The 22,674-nt window shown below is 35.4% G+C and carries 20 protein-coding genes; 8 read left to right on the forward strand and 12 right to left on the reverse strand.

Going from position 1 to position 22,674, the window contains the following annotated elements:
• Positions 1-106: 106 nt before the first annotated feature.
• Positions 107-2,041: a tetratricopeptide repeat-containing sensor histidine kinase gene (locus tag B5X51_RS09955; RefSeq protein ID WP_245828736.1), complete on the forward strand. Its 1,935-nt coding sequence runs from the start codon at positions 107-109 to the stop codon at positions 2,039-2,041.
• Positions 2,042-2,155: 114 nt separating this feature from the next.
• Here the strand turns inward: B5X51_RS09955 and B5X51_RS09960 are convergent, their stop codons facing one another.
• From B5X51_RS09960 to B5X51_RS09985, 6 genes are all read right to left on the reverse strand, one after another.
• The gene (locus B5X51_RS09960; protein WP_079721029.1) at positions 2,156-2,938 is read right to left on the reverse strand and encodes a hypothetical protein; all 783 of its coding nucleotides are present in this window, start codon (positions 2,936-2,938) and stop codon (positions 2,156-2,158) included.
• Between the two features lie 66 nt (positions 2,939-3,004).
• Positions 3,005-3,955, reverse strand: coding sequence for an NAD-dependent epimerase/dehydratase family protein (locus B5X51_RS09965; RefSeq protein ID WP_317042110.1), 951 nt, complete (start codon positions 3,953-3,955; stop codon positions 3,005-3,007).
• Between the two features lie 35 nt (positions 3,956-3,990).
• Positions 3,991-4,515, reverse strand: a complete 525-nt coding sequence (locus B5X51_RS09970) for a nuclear transport factor 2-like protein (RefSeq protein ID WP_079721031.1) — start codon at positions 4,513-4,515, stop codon at positions 3,991-3,993.
• A 17-nt stretch (positions 4,516-4,532) separates the two neighbouring features.
• Positions 4,533-4,832: a hypothetical protein gene (locus B5X51_RS09975; RefSeq protein ID WP_079721032.1), complete on the reverse strand. Its 300-nt coding sequence runs from the start codon at positions 4,830-4,832 to the stop codon at positions 4,533-4,535.
• Between the two features lie 124 nt (positions 4,833-4,956).
• A complete protein-coding gene (locus B5X51_RS09980; RefSeq protein ID WP_079721033.1) occupies positions 4,957-5,718 on the reverse strand; it encodes a hypothetical protein in 762 nt (253 codons plus the stop codon).
• A gap of 117 nt (positions 5,719-5,835) precedes the next feature.
• On the reverse strand, positions 5,836-6,582 hold the full coding sequence (locus B5X51_RS09985) for a LytR/AlgR family response regulator transcription factor (RefSeq protein ID WP_079721128.1): 747 nt from the start codon (positions 6,580-6,582) through the stop codon (positions 5,836-5,838).
• A gap of 490 nt (positions 6,583-7,072) precedes the next feature.
• Between B5X51_RS09985 and B5X51_RS09990 the strand changes: the two genes are divergently transcribed.
• The gene (locus B5X51_RS09990) at positions 7,073-7,513 is read left to right on the forward strand and encodes a universal stress protein (RefSeq protein ID WP_079721034.1); all 441 of its coding nucleotides are present in this window, start codon (positions 7,073-7,075) and stop codon (positions 7,511-7,513) included.
• A gap of 188 nt (positions 7,514-7,701) precedes the next feature.
• On the opposite strand, the gene B5X51_RS09995 is transcribed toward B5X51_RS09990, so the two are convergent.
• Positions 7,702-8,133 carry a PepSY-like domain-containing protein gene (locus B5X51_RS09995; RefSeq protein ID WP_079721035.1) on the reverse strand — a complete coding sequence of 144 codons (432 nt, stop codon included), beginning with the start codon at positions 8,131-8,133 and terminating at the stop codon, positions 7,702-7,704.
• 360 nt (positions 8,134-8,493) lie between these two features.
• On the opposite strand from B5X51_RS09995, the gene B5X51_RS10000 reads away from it, so the two are divergent.
• The 6 genes from B5X51_RS10000 (at position 8,494) to B5X51_RS10025 (ending at position 13,846) form a co-directional block, all read left to right on the forward strand.
• The gene (locus B5X51_RS10000; protein ID WP_079721036.1) at positions 8,494-9,696 is read left to right on the forward strand and encodes a porin; all 1,203 of its coding nucleotides are present in this window, start codon (positions 8,494-8,496) and stop codon (positions 9,694-9,696) included.
• Positions 9,697-9,791: 95 nt separating this feature from the next.
• On the forward strand, positions 9,792-10,469 hold the full coding sequence (locus B5X51_RS10005) for a response regulator transcription factor (RefSeq protein ID WP_079721037.1): 678 nt from the start codon (positions 9,792-9,794) through the stop codon (positions 10,467-10,469).
• Positions 10,466-11,728: a sensor histidine kinase gene (locus B5X51_RS10010; RefSeq protein ID WP_176132751.1), complete on the forward strand. Its 1,263-nt coding sequence runs from the start codon at positions 10,466-10,468 to the stop codon at positions 11,726-11,728. The genes B5X51_RS10005 and B5X51_RS10010 overlap by 4 nt, the downstream gene beginning before the upstream one ends.
• 95 nt (positions 11,729-11,823) lie before the next feature.
• Complete coding sequence (locus tag B5X51_RS10015) at positions 11,824-12,267, forward strand: PepSY-like domain-containing protein (RefSeq protein ID WP_079721038.1); 444 nt, start codon at positions 11,824-11,826, stop codon at positions 12,265-12,267.
• Positions 12,268-12,285: 18 nt separating this feature from the next.
• Complete coding sequence (locus tag B5X51_RS10020; RefSeq protein ID WP_079721039.1) at positions 12,286-13,143, forward strand: SdiA-regulated domain-containing protein; 858 nt, start codon at positions 12,286-12,288, stop codon at positions 13,141-13,143.
• Positions 13,144-13,147: 4 nt separating this feature from the next.
• Entirely contained in the window at positions 13,148-13,846 is a 699-nt protein-coding gene (locus B5X51_RS10025) for a TVP38/TMEM64 family protein (protein WP_079721040.1), read from the forward strand.
• 401 nt (positions 13,847-14,247) lie between these two features.
• Here B5X51_RS10025 and B5X51_RS10030 read toward each other — a convergent pair whose 3' ends face one another.
• From B5X51_RS10030 to B5X51_RS10050, 5 genes are all read right to left on the reverse strand, one after another.
• Positions 14,248-14,841 carry a 3-keto-disaccharide hydrolase gene (locus B5X51_RS10030; protein WP_079721041.1) on the reverse strand — a complete coding sequence of 198 codons (594 nt, stop codon included), beginning with the start codon at positions 14,839-14,841 and terminating at the stop codon, positions 14,248-14,250.
• A 55-nt stretch (positions 14,842-14,896) separates the two neighbouring features.
• The gene (locus tag B5X51_RS10035) at positions 14,897-15,706 is read right to left on the reverse strand and encodes a DUF1080 domain-containing protein (RefSeq protein WP_079721042.1); all 810 of its coding nucleotides are present in this window, start codon (positions 15,704-15,706) and stop codon (positions 14,897-14,899) included.
• Positions 15,707-15,804: 98 nt separating this feature from the next.
• On the reverse strand, positions 15,805-17,151 hold the full coding sequence (locus B5X51_RS10040; RefSeq protein WP_079721043.1) for a Gfo/Idh/MocA family protein: 1,347 nt from the start codon (positions 17,149-17,151) through the stop codon (positions 15,805-15,807).
• Positions 17,152-17,302: 151 nt separating this feature from the next.
• Positions 17,303-19,075, reverse strand: a complete 1,773-nt coding sequence (locus B5X51_RS10045) for a RagB/SusD family nutrient uptake outer membrane protein (RefSeq protein ID WP_079721044.1) — start codon at positions 19,073-19,075, stop codon at positions 17,303-17,305.
• A gap of 17 nt (positions 19,076-19,092) precedes the next feature.
• On the reverse strand, positions 19,093-22,578 hold the full coding sequence (locus tag B5X51_RS10050) for a TonB-dependent receptor (protein ID WP_079721130.1): 3,486 nt from the start codon (positions 22,576-22,578) through the stop codon (positions 19,093-19,095).
• Positions 22,579-22,674: the final 96 nt, after the last annotated feature.

Raw genomic sequence — 22,674 nt, forward strand, 5'->3', positions numbered from 1 at the left:
TTATAGCTTCCAGTTGTTAAGTTGCTTATAAATAGTTATTTAGTAGTACCTTTAGAAGGCTATCTTAATTTGTAACTCCTTGATCTCAGGTAAAAAAATAATTCTGGTGCTTTTTGTACTAGCGTTTTTAAGTCCTTTAGCTTATGGACAAATCTTTGATTTTGATAAACCTAACCCGTATAAAAAGATATTTGTAGAAACAGATAACTTTGATGCTTCTTATTTAAACGAGTTGGAGGGTGCTTTGAGCAGTATTAAGATAGACACCATAAAGTTTGAAGTTCTAAATGACCTAGCTTATTACTGGCATACCAGAAATCTTAGCATAGCCCTAAAATATACCGAAAAAGGACTGGAGCTTACTTCAGGAAAAAATAATTTGGTTTGGAACGGAAGGTTTCAAATTACCAAGGGAGCAATATTATTACGCCAGGAAAAATTAGATGCAGCCAAAATAGTTCTTAAAGAGGCTGAAACAAAGGTAAGAGAAGAAGATCTTGCATTTCTAAATACACAATTAGGATATATCTATGAACGACGCGGGCAGTTAGCTAAAGCAGCAGATTTTGCCTTGAAATCTTTAAGTCTTGGCGACAAATTAAATGACAAAAAAGCAAAGGGAATTGCTTATAGCGATCTTAGTAATTTACTTTGGAAGCAAGGTAAATATGAGGAGGGCCTGGAATATGGCTTAAAATCACTTTTATTTTTTGAGGAAAGAAATATAATTGACCTTGATTATGATTTTACACTCTATGTGGTTGGAAATAATTATCTAAGACTTAAACAATACGAGAAGGCTAAGCAATATTATGAGCGTTCTATAGAAATAGGGGAACGCTATGGGTTTTACAACAATTTAAGTGATGTCTATATTTCTCTGGTAGACCTTTATGCTTACCGAAATCAATTTAGTAAAGCCGAAGCGGCCGGAAAAAATGCAATAAAATACGCCTATCTTTTAGATAATGCATTTATGCTTATGCGTTCATACCTTGCCGTTGGGGAGTTGCAAAGCCAAAACGGTGAGCATCTTGCTGCAATAGAAAATATACAGAAATCTATAGCGGTGGCTACTCCAAATTTTGGTGATGGTTTCTTTTTAAGCAAGGCCTATAATAGCCTGGGAAATGCTTATGCTGAAAATGAACAATACCAGGAGGCATATAGGGCATTTACCCAATATGATTCTTTAAATAAAATTGTCTTTACTGCAGAAGCAGATCAACGTATCTCGCAACTTCAAACAGAATTTAATGTTGCTCAAAAGGAGAATACTATTAAACTTCAGAAAACCAAACTCTTACAGCAACAAACCAATCAAAACTTTATTGGTCTAATTGCCGTATTTCTATTTTTAATTTTAACCGTACTTTTTATTAGTTTTAATAATAACAGAAGAAAGAATATACTTTTAAGGAAAAAAAATGATGAAAAAGAATTTCTATTGAAAGAGATTCATCATAGAGTGAAAAACAATTTAGAGGTGGTTTCTAGCCTCTTGGCCTTGCAAACAGCGCAAATAAAAGATCCAAAGGTAGCCAGTGCGATGAAGGAGAGTCAGAATAGAGTGTACTCTATGAGTATAATTCATAAACGTTTATACCAAAGTGAATACCTCTCTTCTATAGAGATGAAAGATTATTTTATAAACCTTGGCAATCATATTTTAGATTCTTTTGGAGAAAAAACGCGCATTAAAATCATCTACAAAATGCCAGAATTACATCTGGATGTAGATACGGCTGTTCCTTTAGGCTTAATAGTGAATGAATTATTAACGAACAGCCTTAAATATGCTTTTCCGAATAAAAGAATGGGAGAGATTATTATAAATTTGGAGAAAAAGTCTGCTTATGAAATAGAACTTTTAGTTAAGGACAATGGAATTGGGCAAACCGAAGGAGAACCTGTAAAAGGAACCGGTTTTGGGAAAAAACTAATAGACTTGCTTAACCGGCAATTGGATGGGACAATGCAGGTGATTTATACCTGTGGCACACAATATTTATTCAATTTTAAAGTAAACCGACTTACATGAACTTTAGAATATTGTGTAAATACTTTCTGTAACTACCAAAAAAAGCCCTGAACCATAGCATTTCAGGGCGGTAAATAATCAAACTTTCTCATTTATTAGAATCCCAAATTTCATTTATCTCACCTTTCTTAAAAGGGTTGCCATATATCTATACTTTAGATCTCGCGTCTTTAAAGCATCCTCAATTTTTCTAATTTCGTCTTCAGACAAAGCTGGTCTTTCATTAGCCCAGGATTTAAAAAGTTGATCGTAATCTTTATACATATCTGCAGTGATATGGGTTGCATAAACATCACTTCCGGTAGGTAATATATAACGCAATAAATTCCAATTTCCCATAAACCCATCGTCAACTTCTTTTTGATGCATAGGCATAAAAAGTTCTGATTCATTTTGCTCATAAGTACTGTAATCTTCCTGAGAAACTTTCATTATGTTAATTGCAGCAACTGTTCCCAGCGGCATTTCAAAATCACCTTTTGTTACTGCTATTTGTTCAAGATATATGCGCTTTGCCAAATCTCTTGATTTACCGGTGTTATAAAATTTTTCATTTAAATCATCTTCCGGCATATCTGGATAAGCGGCCTTTAAAGCGGCTTCAAAATCTCCGGCACTGGTCATCATTTTTAACGGGTCGTTATAAATAGTAACGGTTAAGTATTGATACCCCTGATCTTCACCACCAGGCTGTAAACTCCAAAGGTCCCAGCCCAAGATATCTCCATTTTTAACGCGTTGTACGTGAATTTCTTTCCAGAAGGCTTCGGTTTCCATATAGGCTTGTTCCTGCTCATTATCTACTTTCATAAATTCAAAAATTAGGTAGAGTTTGTCCTGGGCTGTACCGGTATTGCTTACCAGTATTAATGCCATAATAATTAGTAATTTTTTCATGGTTAGTATCTTTTAATTTGATTCTTTTTACTTGATAATCAAGATTTAAATGCTCGAAACTTGCCGCTAGGTAATTTCCTCAGAATAACTTCTTAGAGTTTCTTTTACAGGCTTAAATTGAATTTCTAAATCCATTTTGGCGAGATCGTTTTTATAGATAACTTTCGCTTTTTCCTGGGGCTCCCTATGATTCAACATTTGATGAATATCCCATACTTTATAGGTTTCACTCGTTAGGAGGTAATCTTTGGAGTGCAAGCCTTTTGTTGTAGCCGCTTTATAAGTTGCAATAGCCACATCTTCAACATCTACTACGGCAAAAGGCACATTATTATCGTAGAGCCTTTGGATAAATTCATCTGGAGCTATTTTGTTTTTAATAAGAAACTGTAAGCCGGTAGAGGTAGAGTCTTCTCTATTTGATAAAGATTTACCCATAACCATTACAGGGGAAACAGAACAAATTTCAAAGGGTAGTTCTGGATTATCTGAGATGAACTTTTCCACTACCTGATTGGCAATAAATTTGGCTTGCGAGTATGGATGGCTATCCTTACTGGTGTACCTAACTTCTTTTTCATCAAAAGTATCGGTAAAGCTTTTCCCGCCTGCAGGCATAGGGAAATTGGTGTTCCAGGCTGCTACAGATGCTATAAATACCACTTTTTTAATATTCGAAGATTTGTTAATAGCTTCAAGAAAATTTTGTGTTCCCTGTATGGTAGGATTAAAAAGTTCAGCTTGTGGATCTTTTACATCCAATTGAAAAGGAGTGCCACTATGAATAACAATACCACAGTCTTCTATAAAATCTTTTAAAGGGTCTAGATCTTCTAACTTAAATGCCCTGATGTTGAGATTTTCTGAATTTTTAAGGTCAAAAAGATGCTGATATTTTTCGCTTTTATGAATATTGGTTACCGAGACTTTTACCTCGTAGCCTTCTTCCAAAAATTTCCTGGTTATGTAGCTTCCAATAAAGCCTGAACCGCCTATAATTCCTACTGTTTCCATCATCATCACATTTTAGAAAGTCATTGCTGTATTAACAGCTATTTCCCTGTCCTTTTTTCTAAAGGACTTAATTCACCGATCTTTGTCTTTTGGATATCTCTTGTTATTTTTGAAACATCCCAGTAACCAAATTCCTGCACTATTTTTCCATTTACAAATTGGGCAGTAATATGGGTAGGAATTTTATACACTTTGTTATTTGCTTTAAATGTGCCCTCCCAAATTCCCCAAAAGTTTATCCAGGTTTCTCCTTTATCATTTACAATCATTTCATATTCAGATTGCTCATCTACAAAATTCCAGGTAGAAAATTGAGCTGCATCCTTTTTGTTTTCAGCTAAGAATTGTGTTAGGTTTTTCCCTTTTTCTTCCGGTACATTGTTCATTATTTTAGCAGAATCGCTGTAATGGGCTATCATAGCCTCCCAATCCCTATCTTCATAATCTTCCAGTACCTGCTTGTAAGTTTCTATTTCCTGTGATTGCTGTGTGTAGCGTTTGCGTTGTTGGTTACAGGCTATAAATATGACTACTGCAAGTCCTAATGACATTAATTCTTTCATGACCTTTATTTTTTCAATTATTCTGTAAAACTTATTATTTCACCATCTTTTAAAGACCAGTAATGCTTGAATCTCGTAGAGATATATTCACATTCTGATGACTTGTGTCCTTTTACTATTCCGGTGACTAATACTTCATTTTTTTCGGATGACTGAAATTTAAGATCCTTAAATGAAATACTTTGCCATTCCATATTTATAATGGCGCTAAGAAAAATACTGTCATTGTTAGCTTTTTTTACACTTAAAATTTCATCCCAATTTATGGACTCTGTTAACAGAGAAACTTCAGCGGAAGTTGCATCCTTAATTCGCAAAACTTCATATATGATTTCAACAATAAACTAATTGCTCGTGTTTTGGCTGTGTAGAGAGTTTGGAATAAACAGCATAACAAACAATGGGATGAAATATAGGTGTAAAGTTTTTATAGGTGTAGTTTTAATTTGAGGTATAACCTAAATCAGGACGCATACGGCCGGTTTTGGATTCGTATTTATACACATAATCCATCATTTCATCGAATAATTTCTCGCCTTCTTCCCCCAGAAGTTTGTCTGTTTCTTCAGATGTTTTCGCATAGGATAGTGCGTCTTTTGCTGAAATTACTGCAAGGTAATAGTCTCCTGAACTTCCAAAACCATTACGATAGATTCTAAAATTTTGCTTAGCACCTTTTTGCTCATAAAGAGATTTAACCTCTTTTATCTTCTCCCTTAAATTGGCAACATTTTCTGGTGTAACATAAAAGAAATGCCATTTTCTGTACTCTTCCCCTACAGTATTTGTGGTAAGGCCACCGGGCATATAAGACATATTTTCTATTAAATGAACTATATAATTACGGTGTACATTATAGCATTGATCAAAACGGCTGAACAGCTCCCTGAATTTTTCTTCTCCCATTTTTTCAGCTAAAGGTGCCATGGGGTTTTTGTCTAAATCTGCCATATTATTAATAGGCGAAATACTTAAATAAGTCCCATCATTAATGCTTGCAGTAGCCCAATCTGCATCTTGTAGATTGTGTTCTTTACAAGCTTCAATAAAATCTTTGGTAACGGCTTCATATTCTTTTTGCATAGAAGGTTTAACCTGGTCTTCGTGCACCCAAAAAGCCTGATTGTCATTTTGAGAAAAAAGATTATTGGTTTGCAATACTACAATTGCGAAAACCAAAGCAACGATTTTTAAATTTTTCATAATTTCCTGTTTTTTAAATAATTATACTACAAATTACTTTAGGAAACTTCTGAAAACAAGTGAGATAGGATGAATCACCTTAAATAGTGTCCTAATAGACATTATCTTTACCAAGGCTTAAATGGTTTGTAGTTTTTTTAGAAGTTCAGATCGCATACCCTTTGCCATTGGAATTGCTTTTTTGGCAATAACCACGTGTGTGCCGGCTATTTCATCTATTCTGGAGAGATTAATGATATAGGATCTATGGATCCTGAAAAAATGCCTTTGAGGCAGTTTTTTATCCATATCCTTAAGCGTGGTAACCAATAAATATTCCCTATCGGTAGAAAATACACGGCAGTAATTGCGATCGGCCTCTATATATCTAATGGCTTTAATATCTACTTTCACCATGGTTTCCTGGTGGCGTATAAAAAGACACTCCTTTAAAACAAAGGTTGAGTTTTCGTTGTTGGATTCAGTTTTTGGAGTAGCGATAATACACCTTAACTGGTTTATGGTAAGCTCTATGCTGCGCTGTAAATCCAGTTTTTTAAATGGTTTGGAAATAAATGCATACGGATGGGTAGATTTTGCCCGGTTGAAATTGGCTTCATCTGCATTGGCGGTAAGGTATATAATGGCTAAATTACTATGGATTTCCAACATTTTATGTGCGGTCTCAATTCCATCTAATTCACCTTTAAGTTGAATGTCAATCAATACAATATCTGGAAGGTTATGTCTTATATGTATTAAAGCGTCTTCCCCTCTGGGGATAATACCTGAAACTCCATAACCCATTTCTGTAAGCTGAAGGGAAATATTTGCGGCAATAAGCATTTCATCCTCAACTATTAATATCTGTACAGGTTGGGCCATTGGGAATTTATATTTAATTAAAACTATATCGGTCAAAAAATGAATGGGGCAAGTTCTCTTTTTAAGAAAGCTTACGATGTAGATTAAGAAAGAGTTCCTGGGGAGAACGATAATTTGTTAAGATGTTTCTTACAGAAGCTTTTTGCAGAAACAATTACAATATTCTAATTTAATAAAAAATTTCTTTAGTGTTGCTGTTAATCCTAAATGAAAATTTACAAAGCACTCTCTCTAAGAACATAGCAGGTTGAGTTTTGGTGTCATATTTTTGTTTTTTTGGTTAAACTGAAGAGAATAAAATATTACTGAAGGCAGTATGAATTAAAAAAGTGAGTGTTTGGTTGATAAATGCTTATCTTTTGTGTAATTTCATTTTATTGGTACCGCCAAAGGGTGTAATACCCCGAGGCTTGCCTCGAAATTAAAAATTTGTTTACAACGAATGCCTCGTGGGCTAACTTTGAGGTAGTTTACTAAAACCTAAATATTTATGAAGAACTTACTTGTAGCTATAGACCGACGTAAAGATGCTGAAGAGTTAATTACACATGCTATAAAAATGGCAAAACTTACAGATGCCAAAATTTGGATTATGCACGTTATGGAGGCAGATCCAGATGATTTTTTAGCCAGGGAAGCTGGGCCGCAATATGTTTATGAGAAAAGAGCCAAAGAGCGTAAAAATGCCAGTGAGGAAATCCAAAGTTGGGTTGAAGAAGTAAAAGAGAAATATAGTATAGAAATAGAAGGTCTTTTAATACAGGGCGAGGTAATAAAATCTATAAAAAATATTGTAGAAGAGCGCAATATAGACTTAGTTCTGGCAGGGCATAAAAAGAAGAATTTACTTTACGGGCTATTTACAGCAAATAAGAAAAAAGACCTTATAGACGATTTGAAAATTCCTTTGATGGCAATTCCTTTGTCATAATCTAATTTTAAAGGCTATTAAATTCATAGACCAAATTAGGGACGGCCTATTTTTATATGTACAGCCTAATTTAAATAGATTTCAAAATGTCCTTTTTTATTGGTTATAATTAAAATGTCCTCAAAATCTTAACTGTTTTGAGGACATTCTAATTTAGCTTACTTTAAAGAAAAATGATTTAGCAAATCTTAGTCTATTTTTCTAAAATTCCCTTCGGCATCAAATTCTAGTTCTATACCATCTGCTAATTCAACTTCCTGTTCCTTTTTTTGTTTTTCCCATCCAACTACTTGTATGTTAGGGTAATTTTCTTGTAGGTAAGAAGTGATATTAGCAGGTAAAGCTGATAAAGGTATAATTGTATCATTTTGACTTTCCATTTCAATGATGTTTCCATTTTCGTCAAAATCTAATTCAACTCCGTTAGAGAGTTTTACCTCATATTTTTCGTCTTCCCATATTTTCCAGTTAGCATTTTCTTCAACTTCTTGTATAGTATTTGAGGAAAAATTCTGTTGAATAAAATCCTTAGCAGTAGCAGGTAGATTTTTAGTATTTGCCTGTGCAAACATTCCCAAAGAACTTATTGCGAAAAATCCTGATAAAATTACTTTTTTCATAAAATTTGTTTTAAAATTCTATGCGAAGTAAACTCGTAAAACTGGAAAGAATTAGGAATTAATCGGGATTAAATCCTAAAATTTTCTCAATTTTAATTTAAAAATAGATCTTTCATTCTACAGTTAAGATTTTAAAACAATGGATTCTAGAGACTTTATTCAGATAATTCAATAGCAGATTTGTGATTTTTTTTAATTGTAAATGAAGTCTTTTTTTTAAATAATGTTTCCCATTTCTTTTCAGTTTTGTTATTCATATTTGTATTATATGGAGAATTGCCAAAAAAGCCGCAATTTTGAAGCTTATAAATTATAGCCCATTTTTATATGTCTTATCTCTTTAAACTGATAACTAAAACAATGAAGATTCAATATTTACTTTTTACTTGTATATTACTAATTTCCTTTTTTAAGGCTAGTGCGCAAGATGTAACCACCAATAGTTTTGGGAATGGAATAATTAATTCAGTAGCAAAAGATAGTTCTTTTAGTATAAAATTTGGAGCTAGGTTTCAATCTTTATATATAAGTAATTGGCGAAATTCTGAATTTGAAGGTTTTAAATCTGAAAGTTCTAATTTCCTTATTCGTCGTGCCCGGTTAAAATTTAACGGCTTTGCTTACTCTCCAAAGTTGGAATATAAAATTGAGTTGGGCCTGTCTAACAGGGACATCTCAGGAGCTTCAGAATTCACAAGTGGCGCACCCAGGTATGTACTTGATGCTGTTTTAAAGTGGAATTTCTTTGAGAATTTTGTGCTCTGGGCAGGACAGGCAAAACTGCCGGGTAACCGCGAACGTGTGGTTTCTTCGGGGAATCTTCAGTTTGTAGATAGATCATTATTGAATAGTCAATTCAATATAGACCGGGACCTTGGTGTGCAACTACATCATAAAATAAATCTTGGAAACCAGGTAGTAGTGAAAGAAGCCTTCGCACTTTCCCAGGGAGAAGGAAGAAATGTGGTTACAGGAAATTTAGGCGGTTACCAATATACCGGCCGTTTAGAAGTTTTGCCTTTTGGGGAATTTAAAGACTATAGCGAGGCTTCACTTGAAAGGTATCAAACTCCTAAATTGGCCATTGGAGTCACCTATGATTATAATGATGAAGCTGTAAAAACCCGCTCTAATATGGGGGGATATATGTTTACCGAGAATGGGCTTCATCGTACCGATATTACCACTTTTTTCGCCGATTTTATGTTTAAATATAAAGCTTTATCTATACTAGGGGAGTTTGCTCATAGAGATGCAGATAAGCCAATTGCAGTAGAAGAAGATGGAACGCCAACCGGGGCAATTGTAAATGTTGGTAATGCAATTAACCTGCAGGGAGGCTATTTGTTAGATAACAATATTGAATTTGTAGGAAGGTTTACCAATGTTAATGAAGATATACCGGGTGCACGTTTTCCTAATCAAAATCAATATACGCTTGGTATTTCTAAATATATATCAAAACATAAGCTTAAAGTCCAAACAGACGTAAGTTTTAATGATAACCCAGAACCGGCAATGAACAATATTGTATATAGACTGCAAATAGACTTACATCTATAAGCTTAAGTTTATTTAACCGGTGTAAGATTTAGAAAGCTATTATATAGATCTTATTTTTTGATTGTTTTAATCTCCAATATTAATGACAATAGATTATGAAAATTTTAATTATTGAGGATGAACAGGATATGTTGCAGAATATGAAAGATTTTCTGGAAAAAGAAAATTTTATTGTAGAAACGGCCAATAGCATATTGCAAGCTCAGAATAAAATTGGGGTGTATTCCTACGATTGTATTTTGCTGGATATTAATTTAAAAGATGGGAGCGGGTTTAGTCTTTTAGAAGATCTCAAAAAAAAGAATATAGAGGATGGGGTTATTATTGTTTCAGCAAGAAATTCCCTGGATGATAAACTTGAGGGACTTAACCTTGGAGCCGATGACTATTTGGCGAAACCCTTTCATATGTCAGAACTAAATGCGCGGGTAAAAGCTGTATTAAGGAGAAGTCATTTTAAAGGAAACAACAAAATTAAGCTTGGAAACTTATGTGTTGATATTGACGAGCATAAAGTTGATATTGACCAAACACCCCTTAATTTAAATAGAAAGGAATTTGAAATTCTATTATTTTTTGTTTCTAACCAAAATAGGCTTGTCAATAAATCTGCCCTTGCAGAACATGTATGGGGTGATCATATAGACCAGGCCGATAATTTTGAATTCATCTATTCCCAAATTAAAAATCTTAGAAAAAAACTAAAAGATGCCGGTGCTGAAATCGAAATTAAAGCGGTTTATGGGATTGGTTATAAATTGGTAGAAGCGTGAAATTATTAAATTATACTACCAGTTATTTTGCTGCAATATTATTCCTTCTTTTAGGAATATGGGCAGTGATATTTTATGTCGAAATGCTAGATGAAATTTACGACAGCCTGGATGATGGTCTCGGTAATCAGAAAACGTTAATTATTAATCGGGCTAAAAACAATCCCGAAAATCTAAAGCGCTTAGATTTTCAAGACGGGAGTTATACCGTTAGGTCAATAAGTAATTCGCAAGCGATAACTTTTAAAGACTCTTACCGCGATACACTTATGTATATGCATAATGAAAATGATTTTGAACCGGTTAGATTATTGGAGACTGTATTTAAAGAAGGTGATAAATTTTATAAGTTGAAAATTATCACTTCTATGGTAGAGGAAGACGATTTAATAGAAGACCTATTATTTTCTCTAATCCTACTTTATTTAGGTTTAATTTTAAGTATTGTTTTGCTCAACAACTTAATCCTTAAAAAAATATGGAATCCGTTTTATAGCCTTCTACACCAACTAAAAAACTTTAGGCTGGAAAAAGATCAGAAAATCAATACTGTTTCTTCAAATATAGATGAATTCAATTTGCTAAATACACGAATAGAACAAATGCTTGATAAATCTATTTCAAGTTATAATAGCCAGAAACAATTTATTGAAAATGCGGCTCACGAATTGCAAACTCCTTTGGCAATTAGTATCAATAAACTAGAACTTCTCGTAGAGCATGAGGAGCTTAATGAGCAACAAATTGAATTAGTGGCTTCGGTTTTAAATAATTTGGAAGGATTAACCCGAATGAACAATTCTTTATTGTTGCTTTCCAAAATAGAAAACCAGCAATTCCCAGATGAGCAAGAGATAGATTTCAATGATCTTATAACGAACCTGAAGCACGATTATAAAGACCTGGCCGGTCACAAACAAATGGAAATTAAAATTGAGAGCACTTCAGTATTAAAATATACTATGAATAAAGGCCTGGCAAGAATTTTACTTTCTAATTTACTTAAAAATGCGATTATACACGGCGAAAAAGGAACCGAAATTAATGTAATGATTTCAGTAAATAGCTTTAGAATAAGTAATTCTTCCAAACATGGTGCTTTAGATACTACCAGGGTATTTTCCCGATTTCAGAAAAATCCGGGGTCTAAGAATTCTACCGGAATTGGATTGGCTATTGCAAAAACCATAGCCAAAAAGTACCAACTTCAACTAGATTATACTTTTACCCAGGAACATAATTTTCATCTTTATAAATAAAAGGTTTCACTAGTAAATAAATACTACCATTTATTAATTCCAGGTTTATTCCAGTTTTGTAATTCATCTTTGTTTAAAATTTAAAAACAATAAAAATGAAAAAGATAACTTTTCTGGTACTGGCTATAGCTATGGTTTTTACCGCTTGTGAGGACGATGATTTGCGAAATTCAGATATTCCATCTGTAGTACTTAATGGATTTACTGAAAAATTCACTAAAGCTACTAATGTGGAATGGGAGAAAATGGCAGATGTATTTGAAGCAGAATTTGAAGTAGATCGTGTAGAATATAATGCTATTTTAAATTTAGACGGAACTATTGTGAAGTATAAATACACTATTTCCTATGATGCGCTTCCGCAAGCAGTTCAAGCATCAATTACCGCAGATTATGATAGCACAAAAATTGATGACATAGAATTAATTCAAATTTCTGAAATGAGCTATTATCAGGTTGAATTTGATGCAGAACCTAATGATAACAAGATAATTTTTGAAAAATCTGGAGAGACTGCTAATGATGTTGCTCCCTGGTAATAACTAAAAATAAAGCAAATGCTAAACAAAATTGCAATCTTAATCGTAGCAGGAGTACTAGGTCTTGCAAGCATAATACTCTATAGTTATAATGAGTTTGTAACTATAGATGAGCTTCAGGATAAATCTGTAGCTTATAAAATTATTAATAAATGGCAGCTACCAGAAATTCTTGATGAGGTATCTGGCATAGATTGGATAGGGGATAATAAAATCGCTTGCATACAGGATGAAGATGGTGTGATTTTTATATTCAACCTGGAAACCTCAAAAGTGGAACAAAGTATAACATTTGCCGGCTCCGGAGATTATGAAGATATACGTATAGTAGGGAATACCGCTTATGTTCTGCGAAGTGATGGGGAAATTTTTGAGGTAAAAGGTTTTTTATCTGAAACCCCAAAAACTATTAGTTACGCTAATTTTTTAACCGAAGATCATAACCTGGAAAGCCTGGCGTGGGATAAAAAGAACAATAGTTTGTTGCTTGCTATAAAAGATAGAGAGCCTGGAGATGATACTTATAAGGGTGTTTATAAATTTTCTTTGAGCACTAAAGAATTACAGAAAAAGCCTGAGTACCGTCTTTATATGGAAGATGAACTTCTAAAAGACAGAAAGGCTAAACCTCGTAAAAAATTAGAACCTTCTGCGCTGGCGATACATCCTGTAAACAACAATTTTTATATTCTAGATGATAGAACCCCACAATTAATAATTGCCGATGGCAATATGAAAATGAAAAAACGCTTTGCATTGCGTGAAGAAGATTTTGAGCAGGCTGAAGGGCTTACGTTTAGCAAAGACGGAAGGTTGTTTATTTCTAATGAAGGGAAAGGTGGAAAGGCGAACATTCTTGAGGTGGTTTTTAAATAGAGATATGCAGAAAAAAGAAGAAAGTACCAGCGTAAAAAAGAGTAAGCTGCCTTTAATATTTTCTACCATTGTAATTGTAATTCTTGTTGGAGGTTACTTTTTTATACCTTCCTTGAATGAGTTTTTTAATGAAGCCTGGGCGGTTCTTACCAGTAATGACAAGCAAAAAATAGAGGCCTGGGTTTCAGATTTTGGATGGATAGGTCCACTAGTATTAATTATAGCTATGATCGCACAAATGTTTCTTTTGGTAATTCCATCGGTGGCATTAATGATAGTTTCTATATTGGCTTATGGGCCAATAGGAGGGAGCTTAATTGTTTTTGCAGCTATTTATTGTGCATCTTCTGTAGGGTATTTTATTGGGCGTTATTTTGGCCCCGTAATCGTTCAAAAACTTTTAGGACCCAAAACTGAAAATAAAATAAGTGACTTTTTAGATGATTATGGTTTTTGGGCAGTAATTGTAACCAGGATTAATCCATTTTTAAGCAATGATGCTATTAGTTTTGTTGGCGGAATTTTGAAAATAGGCTATTGGAGGTTTATTGGTGCAACATTAGTGGGAATAAGTCCGCTTACTGTTTTTATAGCACTAATAGGAGATAGCACCCAGCAATTAAAATCGGGTCTATTATGGGGTTCCCTGGTTAGTTTAGTACTTTTTATCTTATATATTTATTGGGATAAAAGGAAGCGTTAATGCAAAGATGATTGTCCGTTTAAATACCTAAGCTTAGTTTTTGTCACCTTGAGCTTACTCGAAAGGTTAAACAAAAACGGCTTGATTACGCTTGACGTGACCATTTTAGTTCAAATTTTTTTTAGTTGCCTTGCGAGACAAACCTAATGCAAAGTATTAAAAAGATAAAAAACTAAAAGTTTGCCAGGCTATTTTATCGTTTTAAACTGAGGAAAGTTTACAATGTTGAAAAGAAAATAGCGGAGATTAATCCCCGCTATTTTTTACTCGATAATCGAGATTGAATGCTCTGAGGCTTGCCTCGAAATCAAATTATATTTTTCAATATTAATGCTTCGTGTGCTTGCTCCGAAGTAGTTTACTTGATAATTGAGATTTAAAAATTTTCAGGCTTTATTGGTTTAAAGCTCTTGAACTTTAATATTTCTCCAGTAAACTTTAATTCCGCCTCCATCGTGAATCTGTAGTGCTATTTTTCCATTAGCAGCTCCAATTTTTTCATCAGAAAAATCAACCATTTCCACGCCGTTTAGCCAGCTGGTCACCTTGTTGCCTTCTACTTTTATTTTTAACTTGTTCCATTCTCCATATTTAAGGGCGTCTTCTTTTTCAGGGTCTGGTTTAATCAACCAACCACGTCCGTAAGATTCATAAATACCACCGGTGTGAAGGTTAGGTGGAGCTACTTCTACCTGCCATCCGGTTATTTTGGTACCGTCAATTTCAGAGCGTATAAATACACCACTATTTCCATCTGCCTCCTGTTTAAACTCTAAATTCAGCTCAAAATTCTTGTAATTTTCATCTGTAGCAAGATATCCATACGCTTCATCAGGACCACTTTCAGAGATTAACAAACCATCTTCAACATACCATTTTTCGGTACCGTGTATTTTCCATCCGTCAAGATTTTCTCCATTAAAAAGTTCTTTTCCAGATTGGCAACTGGTAAATGCGATGCTAAGTAAAATAGCAACTAAACTAATTTTTTTCATGTTCTAAATTGTTTTTAATATTATTTAGCCAACTAATCCATGGCCTAAATAAGGTTTATAATTTTTTAATTTTAATATTCTTAAACCAAATAGGGCTGGCGTGGTCCTGTAAACCTATATAGCCAGATTTAAACTTTGCATAATCGGGACTGTCTTTCCATTTTCCCGAATCTCTTTTTTCTTGCCAGTCTTGAGACTGCGGATTAAAAGAAAGCATCATTTCTCCATTTAGCCAATGTTCTACCCGTTCTGGGGTATATACAATTTTGCTGGTATTCCATTCACCCACAGGATTTAACTGTTTTTTATCGGTATCTGGTGCGTACATGGCATAATCGGCTGCTGTTTTGTTAAGTGGTTTTAATTCTGAAAGATTTTCGGTGTGGCCCAAACTCTTATTATAGCTGGTTAGATCATGGATTTCCTCATAGTTTTCGTCGTCTATAAGCTGGTATTCCGGGGCTACTTTTGCAGGATTTGCATAGCCTTCTTTTACGTGATAAAAAATCCCGCTATTGCCTCCTTCGGGAAGTTTCCACTCCAGGTAAAGTTCAAAGTTATCAAACTCTTCGGCACCATAAATAATATCACGTCCTCCTGTGTAGTCTTCTTCCTTGCCTAGCTTGGTTTTGTAGGTTAATACACTGTCTTCTATTACCCAACCCGGGGGCATTTCTTCTTCACCATAACCTCTCCAGCCATCCAGGCTGCTACCGTCAAATAAATACTGCCAATCTTTATCTTTTTGCTGAACTTCAGCAGTATTTTCCTGATTCTTAGTTTCGGATTGCTCCTGTTTTTTATCTGAATTTTTGCAGGCTATGGTTGAAGCGGCCAACAGCATGCATATCATTATTTTTTTCATTTGGTATTTTTTAAGTTGAAACCGGGTAGGGGATACTTTTAAGGTTCTACTACCCGTTTTTAAAACTATTTTATTCCACTTTAATTAGTGTTATTGGTTTAACCTAATTTCATTTTTTCCGGATCCCAGTTTATAAATTCATTCTTTTTATAACTTTCGTTGCATAATAAAGCCGGTGCCGCTGCACGGAATCCAAAAACAGGGTCTTCTGCTACCGAGCCATTTTCACGGATTGCTGTAAAGAAATTTGCAAAATGATCATAGTGAGCACCTTTGTAGCCATCTTGAGCATCATATACTGTCGTTAAAGGTGGCAGCATCTTTTTTCTATTAGGTCTACTTGATTCATTTTTCGCTTTTTCGGCTAAAAATGGATCATCACTATTTCCTCCTGCATTACGTTTTAAGGTTACACGGTCCCATTCTACGTCCATAGAGCCTTTACTGCCCACAAGTTTTAAATAAGTACTGCCACTTGTTCCATCTACAAAATTGCAACGTAGGGATAGATTAAATGCAGGGTGTTGTTGCGAATCTGGATAATCAAACATACCTAAAAGCACATCTGGTACTTCCCGCCCATCATTCCAGTGACGTAATCCACCGCTGGCCGCAATTTTATTAGGACCGTAAGAGTTGGTGATAAAATGAAGGCTGGAAAATAAATGTACAAATAGATCACCTGCCATTCCTGTTCCGTAATCAAGATAGTTTCGCCATCTAAAGAATTTCAGCGGGTCAAACGGTTTATCTTCGCTTATAGAAATATATTTCTCCCAATCTACAGTTTGGGTAGATGCATCATTGGGTATAGGATATTGCCAGGCACCAAGTGCCGAATTTCTGGCCCAAAATCCTTCAGCATAATTAAGTGTTCCTATAGCACCGGCAGCCAGAAGTTCTTTAGCTTTTTCATTACCTAAAGAAGACATCCCCTGACTTCCTACCATAAAAATCTTCCCTGATTTCTTCCAGGCTTTAATAATATCCTGCCCTTCATCAATATTGTGAATCAAAGGTTTTTCACAGTACACATGCTTGTCTGCATTTAGGGCATCAACACTTATTTTTTTATGCCAAAAATCGGGGGTGCCAATAATAACCGCATCAATATCACTGCGTTTTAGTACGTCTTTATAATCTTTAGTAAGAAACAAACTGCTACCCCAGCGTTGTTTAGCATCTTCTAAACGGCCATCGTATAAATCGCAAACCGCTACAAGTTCTATATTATCGTGCTCTAATGCCGTATTGGTATCGGCAACCCCCATTCCTCCTGCACCTATTAAAGCAATTTTTAAGGTTTTATTATTGGCTTTTGCCATTTTTCGCTTTAGAATACTAACATTTTGCGTTTCTGCAGCAAAAGTAGAGGGCAAAATGGCTGCTGTTGCACCTGCAATTCCTAGATTTTTTATAAAGGAACGTCTGTCTTTTTTTATCATAATTAAATTTTCGTTTTATTTTAATGAGTAAAATTAAAAATGCTTATGTTGGTCTTAACTATACTTTTTCTATAAAAGCAACAGGCCAATAACTTGTTTGTTATTGCCTGCTGCTAAACTTTTCAAATAGCTAACAAACTTTGTAATTAGTTTAGTAACCTGGGTTTTGAGTTAAAGTAGCTTCTCCGGCACTGTTCAAACTAAGGTCTATTTGTGCTTGTGGAATAGGGTAATATTCGCTTTTACCCGGAATAAATTTACCTCCCCTAACATCGGTCGTTATTTTTCCCTGATAGTCAAAATAATCGTTTAAGGTCTCTTCTGCAATCCCCCAACGTACCAGGTCAAAAAAGCGGTGTCCTTCCATGGCTAATTCAAGTTTACGCTCAAAGTAAATAGCTTCCAGAGCATTTTCTTTAGAAGAAAATTCTGAATCGGTATATAGGCCGATATTATAATTAGCCGCATTCTCTGCATCGTTAAACCCCGTTAACGGACTATTCTCATCAATATATTTTTTTAAGAATCCTTGTGGATTTGAAGCTCGCTCACGCACCCGGTTTACGTACTGCATGGCAAGTCCTAAGTTTCCGGTTTGCGCTTCAGCTTCAGCAGCCATCAATAAAACATCGGCAAAGCGAATAATATGAACATTAATGGCGGTACCTGGAGCCCAGGAACTTTGGTCACTATACAAGTCTTGTGTAGACTGCCAGTAAATATTCTTTTTTGGGGCATAAGGCCCACCGTAAGATTGGTCTCTTATCCAGGTAGCACCCGGGTGATGCCCCCAATCATGATAGGGTATACCACGACGGCCTACCGTCCAGTCTAAACGCGGATCTAACGAACCGGCGTATGGAGCAAATGAATCATCTGCTGCAATACCCATATCACTTTTTACAGGATCTTGATTGTAATTCTCTAAATATGGCAAACCATTTCCCGGCTGGGTTTTATAAGAGTTTACTAAGTTTTGAGTTGGTTGATAAAAACCGCAACATCTAAACGGACTATTATAGGGGAAATTAAGCATCCCGCCCTGGTTAGAGTTTGCAATAGTACTGGTCCCATCATTAGCTACCATTTGTACATCAAAAACTGTTTCAGCATTATTCTCTGTTTCGGCATCAAAATTGTCTTCAAATTCTGCGATAAGATCATACTTTTCTCCGGCTGAATTTGTACCCGATTCAATCACTTGTGTGAATATTGTGGAAGCTTCAGGGAATTTTTCCTGATATAGATATGTTTTTCCAAGATAAGCTCCAGCCGCCCATTTATTGGCGCGTCCAAATTCAGATTGAGTGCCAGGTAGGTTGTCGAATGCAAATTGAAAATCAGCTTCAATATTTGGCCAAATATCAGTATCATTTGGTTGCTTTGGATTCTCAGTATTTTCATCTATCCAGGGCACCATATTAAACATCTTTTTTAACTCGAAGTAATAGTGCCCTCGCAAGAATCTTGCTTGTCCCGCTATATTACTTCTTTCGGCTTCACTAATGTCTTCTACGTTCGCCAATACCCTAAGTGTGTTATTGGTACGGGCAACTCCTTCATAGGCAGCTATCCATTTGGTGTTATAAAATCCATTTGACGGATTAGAAATAAATTTTACAATTTGGTCTATAGCGGGCTGGTCACCTCCAAAGCTTCCTTTACTGGCCAAACCACCGGCAACTGCGCCATATACCCAATTATCTGATGCAGATTCCCAAGGGTTTCCTCCACCCAGGCCTTGACCGTCTAAGGCAGCGTATGCACCAATTAATAATTTCTCTACACCTTGCTTATTGGCTACCACATCTTCACTTAAGGAACCCAATGCAGGTTGGTCTAAAAAATCGTCACTACAAGATCCTAAACTTAGCGAAACCATAGCCGCTAAAAATAAGATACTTAAAATTCTATGTTTTTTCATTGTTATTGTTTTTATCATTATAAACTAGCGTTAAGTCCAAATATCAACTGTCTTTGATTAGGATACGCACCTTCATCTATTCCAAAATTCACCGAATCTCCAGAGATTTCTGGATCAATACCAGAATAGCCAGTAATTGTAAATGCATTAGCCATTTGTACATAAAATCTTAGCTTAGAAATATTAATGGCATCTAATACAGAATTAGGCAAGGTATATCCTAGTTGAATTTGTTTTGCTCTTAAGTAAGAACCATCTTCAACAAAATAGGAGTTGGGAACATCTGCCAGACTAAAAGAACCAACGGTTTGTTGAATAGGAGCACTTGCATTCATGTTATCTGGTGTCCAGGAATCATAAAGTGCAGTAGAACTCTTTGCTCCATTAAAAGAGCTATAAAAATCGGTAAACCATTTTACGTTATTCCAAATATCATTTCCTTGAGAACCGTATAAGAACATACTAAAGTCCCAATTCTTGTACATAAGTTCCAGGTTTAGCCCGTAGGTAAAGTCTGGATTTGGATCGCCAATATAGGTACGGTCATCAGCGGTTATTTGGTTATCTCCATTAACATCGGCATAACGGAAACGTCCTACTGCTACATCAGATTGATAGGTAGTATTTTGGTTACCGGTACTTTCTCTAGCTGCCGCATTTGCCTGGTCTATTTCTTCTTGCGAATCCCAGAATCCATCTACTTGATACCCAAAAAACTGACTAACAGAACCACCTTCAGCATTTCTAATTATAGAACTACCATTAAACCGGCGACCTTCCAAATCGAAATAGTTTAAGCCATCGGCAATTTTAACAATTTCATTATTGTAACTAGTAAAAGTAACTGAGGTATTAAACTGTAAATCTTCAGCAAGGGTAAAATAAGTGGAAAGGTCTAAATCAATACCACTATTAGTCATTTGCCCAACATTAACATAAGGAACTGTGGCCGATCCAACGGTTGCAGGAAGGTTTGGGTTGTATAAAAGATCGTTTATATCCTTGCGATAGTAATCGGCAGTAAGTTGTACAGTATTATTAAATAATGTTGCATCTATACCAAAGTTGGCATTAATATTCTTCTCCCATTTTGCGTCTGGATTTCCAATTCTGGACTGTTGAAAACCTTCAGAAGTACTTGAATTACTTCCGGAAATTGCATAAAAGGAGGTTTGATTATTACCGCCAAAGGTGGTAAATGAGTTAGCAGGATCTACATTTATTTGGTTACCCATTACTCCATATCCGGCACGTACTTTTAAGTCGTTTATCCAGCTAGATTCAAAGAAACTTTCATTACTTACATTCCAACCGGCACTGGCAGCAGGAAACCATCCATACTGTTCATTGAGGAAACGGGAAGAACCATCTCTTCTTATCGTGGCACCAAATAGGTAACGGTCATCAAAGTTGTAATCTACCCTTCCAAAAACAGAAGAAAGCGCATCGGCATATTTAAAACTGTAATTAGTTTGAGTTCCAGAACCGGTATCCAGGGTTACGTAATCTGGATCAAAAGAAAAATAAGATTGTGTAGAACCACCTACTTCACGTCCTTTATTTTGATAAGCTTCTGTACCCAATATTACCGTTAAGTTATGAATATCAGCAAAAGTATTTTTATAGGTTAAAGTATTGGTCCAGGTCCAGTTAAAGTTGGTTTCAGCACCTTCAGTATAAGAGTTTACCGAGTTATTTTCTGCATTCTCGTATGCAGGAAAAGCAAAGGAATTAAAGCTATTTGAAAAATACTGTCCTCCAAAAGTAGTCTTGAAAGTAAGACTTTCTAAGAAGTCGATTTCAGCAAAAATATTACCAAATAGTTTGTTGGAAACTCCCCGGTCATTTCTTAATCTATCTAACATGGCCACGGGATTAAAAGCGTTACCCAAGCCCTGGCCAAAAGACCCTGCATAGTTGCCTCTAATATCACGTACCGGGATAATTGGCTGTTGCCTAAAGGCCATTCCTATAGCACTTCCTTCAGAAAGTGCCCCAATTTGTGGGTTTTCACGAATGGCAAAACTTAAGTTTTCACCAACCCTAATATTATCTGTAATATTAAACACGCTATTTACACGCATGGTATAGCGTTTTAAATAGGTATTATCAAGGGTTCCTTTTTGGTCAAAATAATTAAGAGAAAATAAGAAACTTCCCTTTTCACTACCATTGCTTACGGAAAGATTATGACTGGTAATTGGAGCCGAATTAAAAATCTCCTGAAACCAATTGGTTCCTCGCTTGTTTGCTTCAACAATTCGATAAAAATCATTTAGTTGAGCGGGGTCAGTATAGTATGGATCTACATTGTAAAGAGACTCATCAACCGTGTTTGCGCCTACCGGAGCAATATAGTTTGGCAAAACAGGTTGTGCGCCATCCCCATATTGCGGGTGGTCAATAGCAGCACCTGGATTTGTATTCCTTATAGCTCTAAAAGTAAGATCTGCCATCTCCTGAGAAGAGAGGATATCCCATGGATTACCTTTTTGAACCATTTGAGTTCCGTAATAGGCATCGTAGTTTACAGAGAGTTTACCTTTACCTTTTTTAGTGGTAATAATAATCACTCCATTGGCTGCTCTGGAACCATAAATAGAAGCAGAAGCAGCATCTTTAAGTACTTGCATACTTTCAATATCATTTGGATTGATATTTCCTATGTTGTCAGTTGGGATACCGTCTATTACATATAGTGGCGTGTTATTCCCAAAGGTGTTAGCTCCACGAATTTTAACTTGTGGTGCTTCACCCGGTTGGCCTCCACCAGTAATGCTAACTCCAGAAACCCTACCTTGTAGTTGGTTTGTTACCTGGGCATTGGGTTGTTGTACCATCTCGTCTACTTTCACAACAGATACAGCTCCTGTTAAATCTTGTTTACGCTGTGTACCGTAACCAACCACAACAACTTCATCTAAAGCTGCGGCATCTGTTTCTAAAACAATATCGATTTCGTTACGGCCGTTAACATTTATTTCTTTGGTGGCGTAACCTACATAACTAACCTGTAAAACTGCATCTTCAGCTACTTCAATAGAGAAATTTCCATCAAAATCACTCATAACACCATTAGAAGTGCCTTTTTCTAAAATATTTGCAGCGGGAATAGGCATCCCGGTTTTTGTCTCTGTGATTGTACCGCTAACCGTAATGGTCTCCTGAACACTCTTAGAGCTTGTTGAAGAAGATTTTGTTGTTGGGTTATTAGTTAAAAAAATCTGTTTCCCATAGATTTCATATTTGGTGGATGTGCCTTTAAAAATTTTTTCTAATACAGCGGGCACTCTTTCCTTATTTACAGTAATCTGTATTTTTCGGGATAGATCAACATCTTTAATTTTATAAACAAAATGATATTCGGTCTGGTTTTCAATAAGATCCAGTAACTGCGACATTTCTACGTCATCTAGTTTTAGCGTGACGGTTTTTTGGGAGTAAGAGTTATTGGCGTGCAATCCAAAAAGACTTACAAGGAAACACAATAAGGTGAGTTTCATTTTCAAATTAAATTTAAACAAAGCAAACTGCTTTGATAGTCCATGAGGTGATTTTTTCATACTTTTAAATCTTAAATATTGGTTGATACTCGTTTT

Source organism: Salegentibacter holothuriorum (assembly GCF_900168045.1).
Lineage (GTDB): Bacteria > Bacteroidota > Bacteroidia > Flavobacteriales > Flavobacteriaceae > Salegentibacter > Salegentibacter holothuriorum.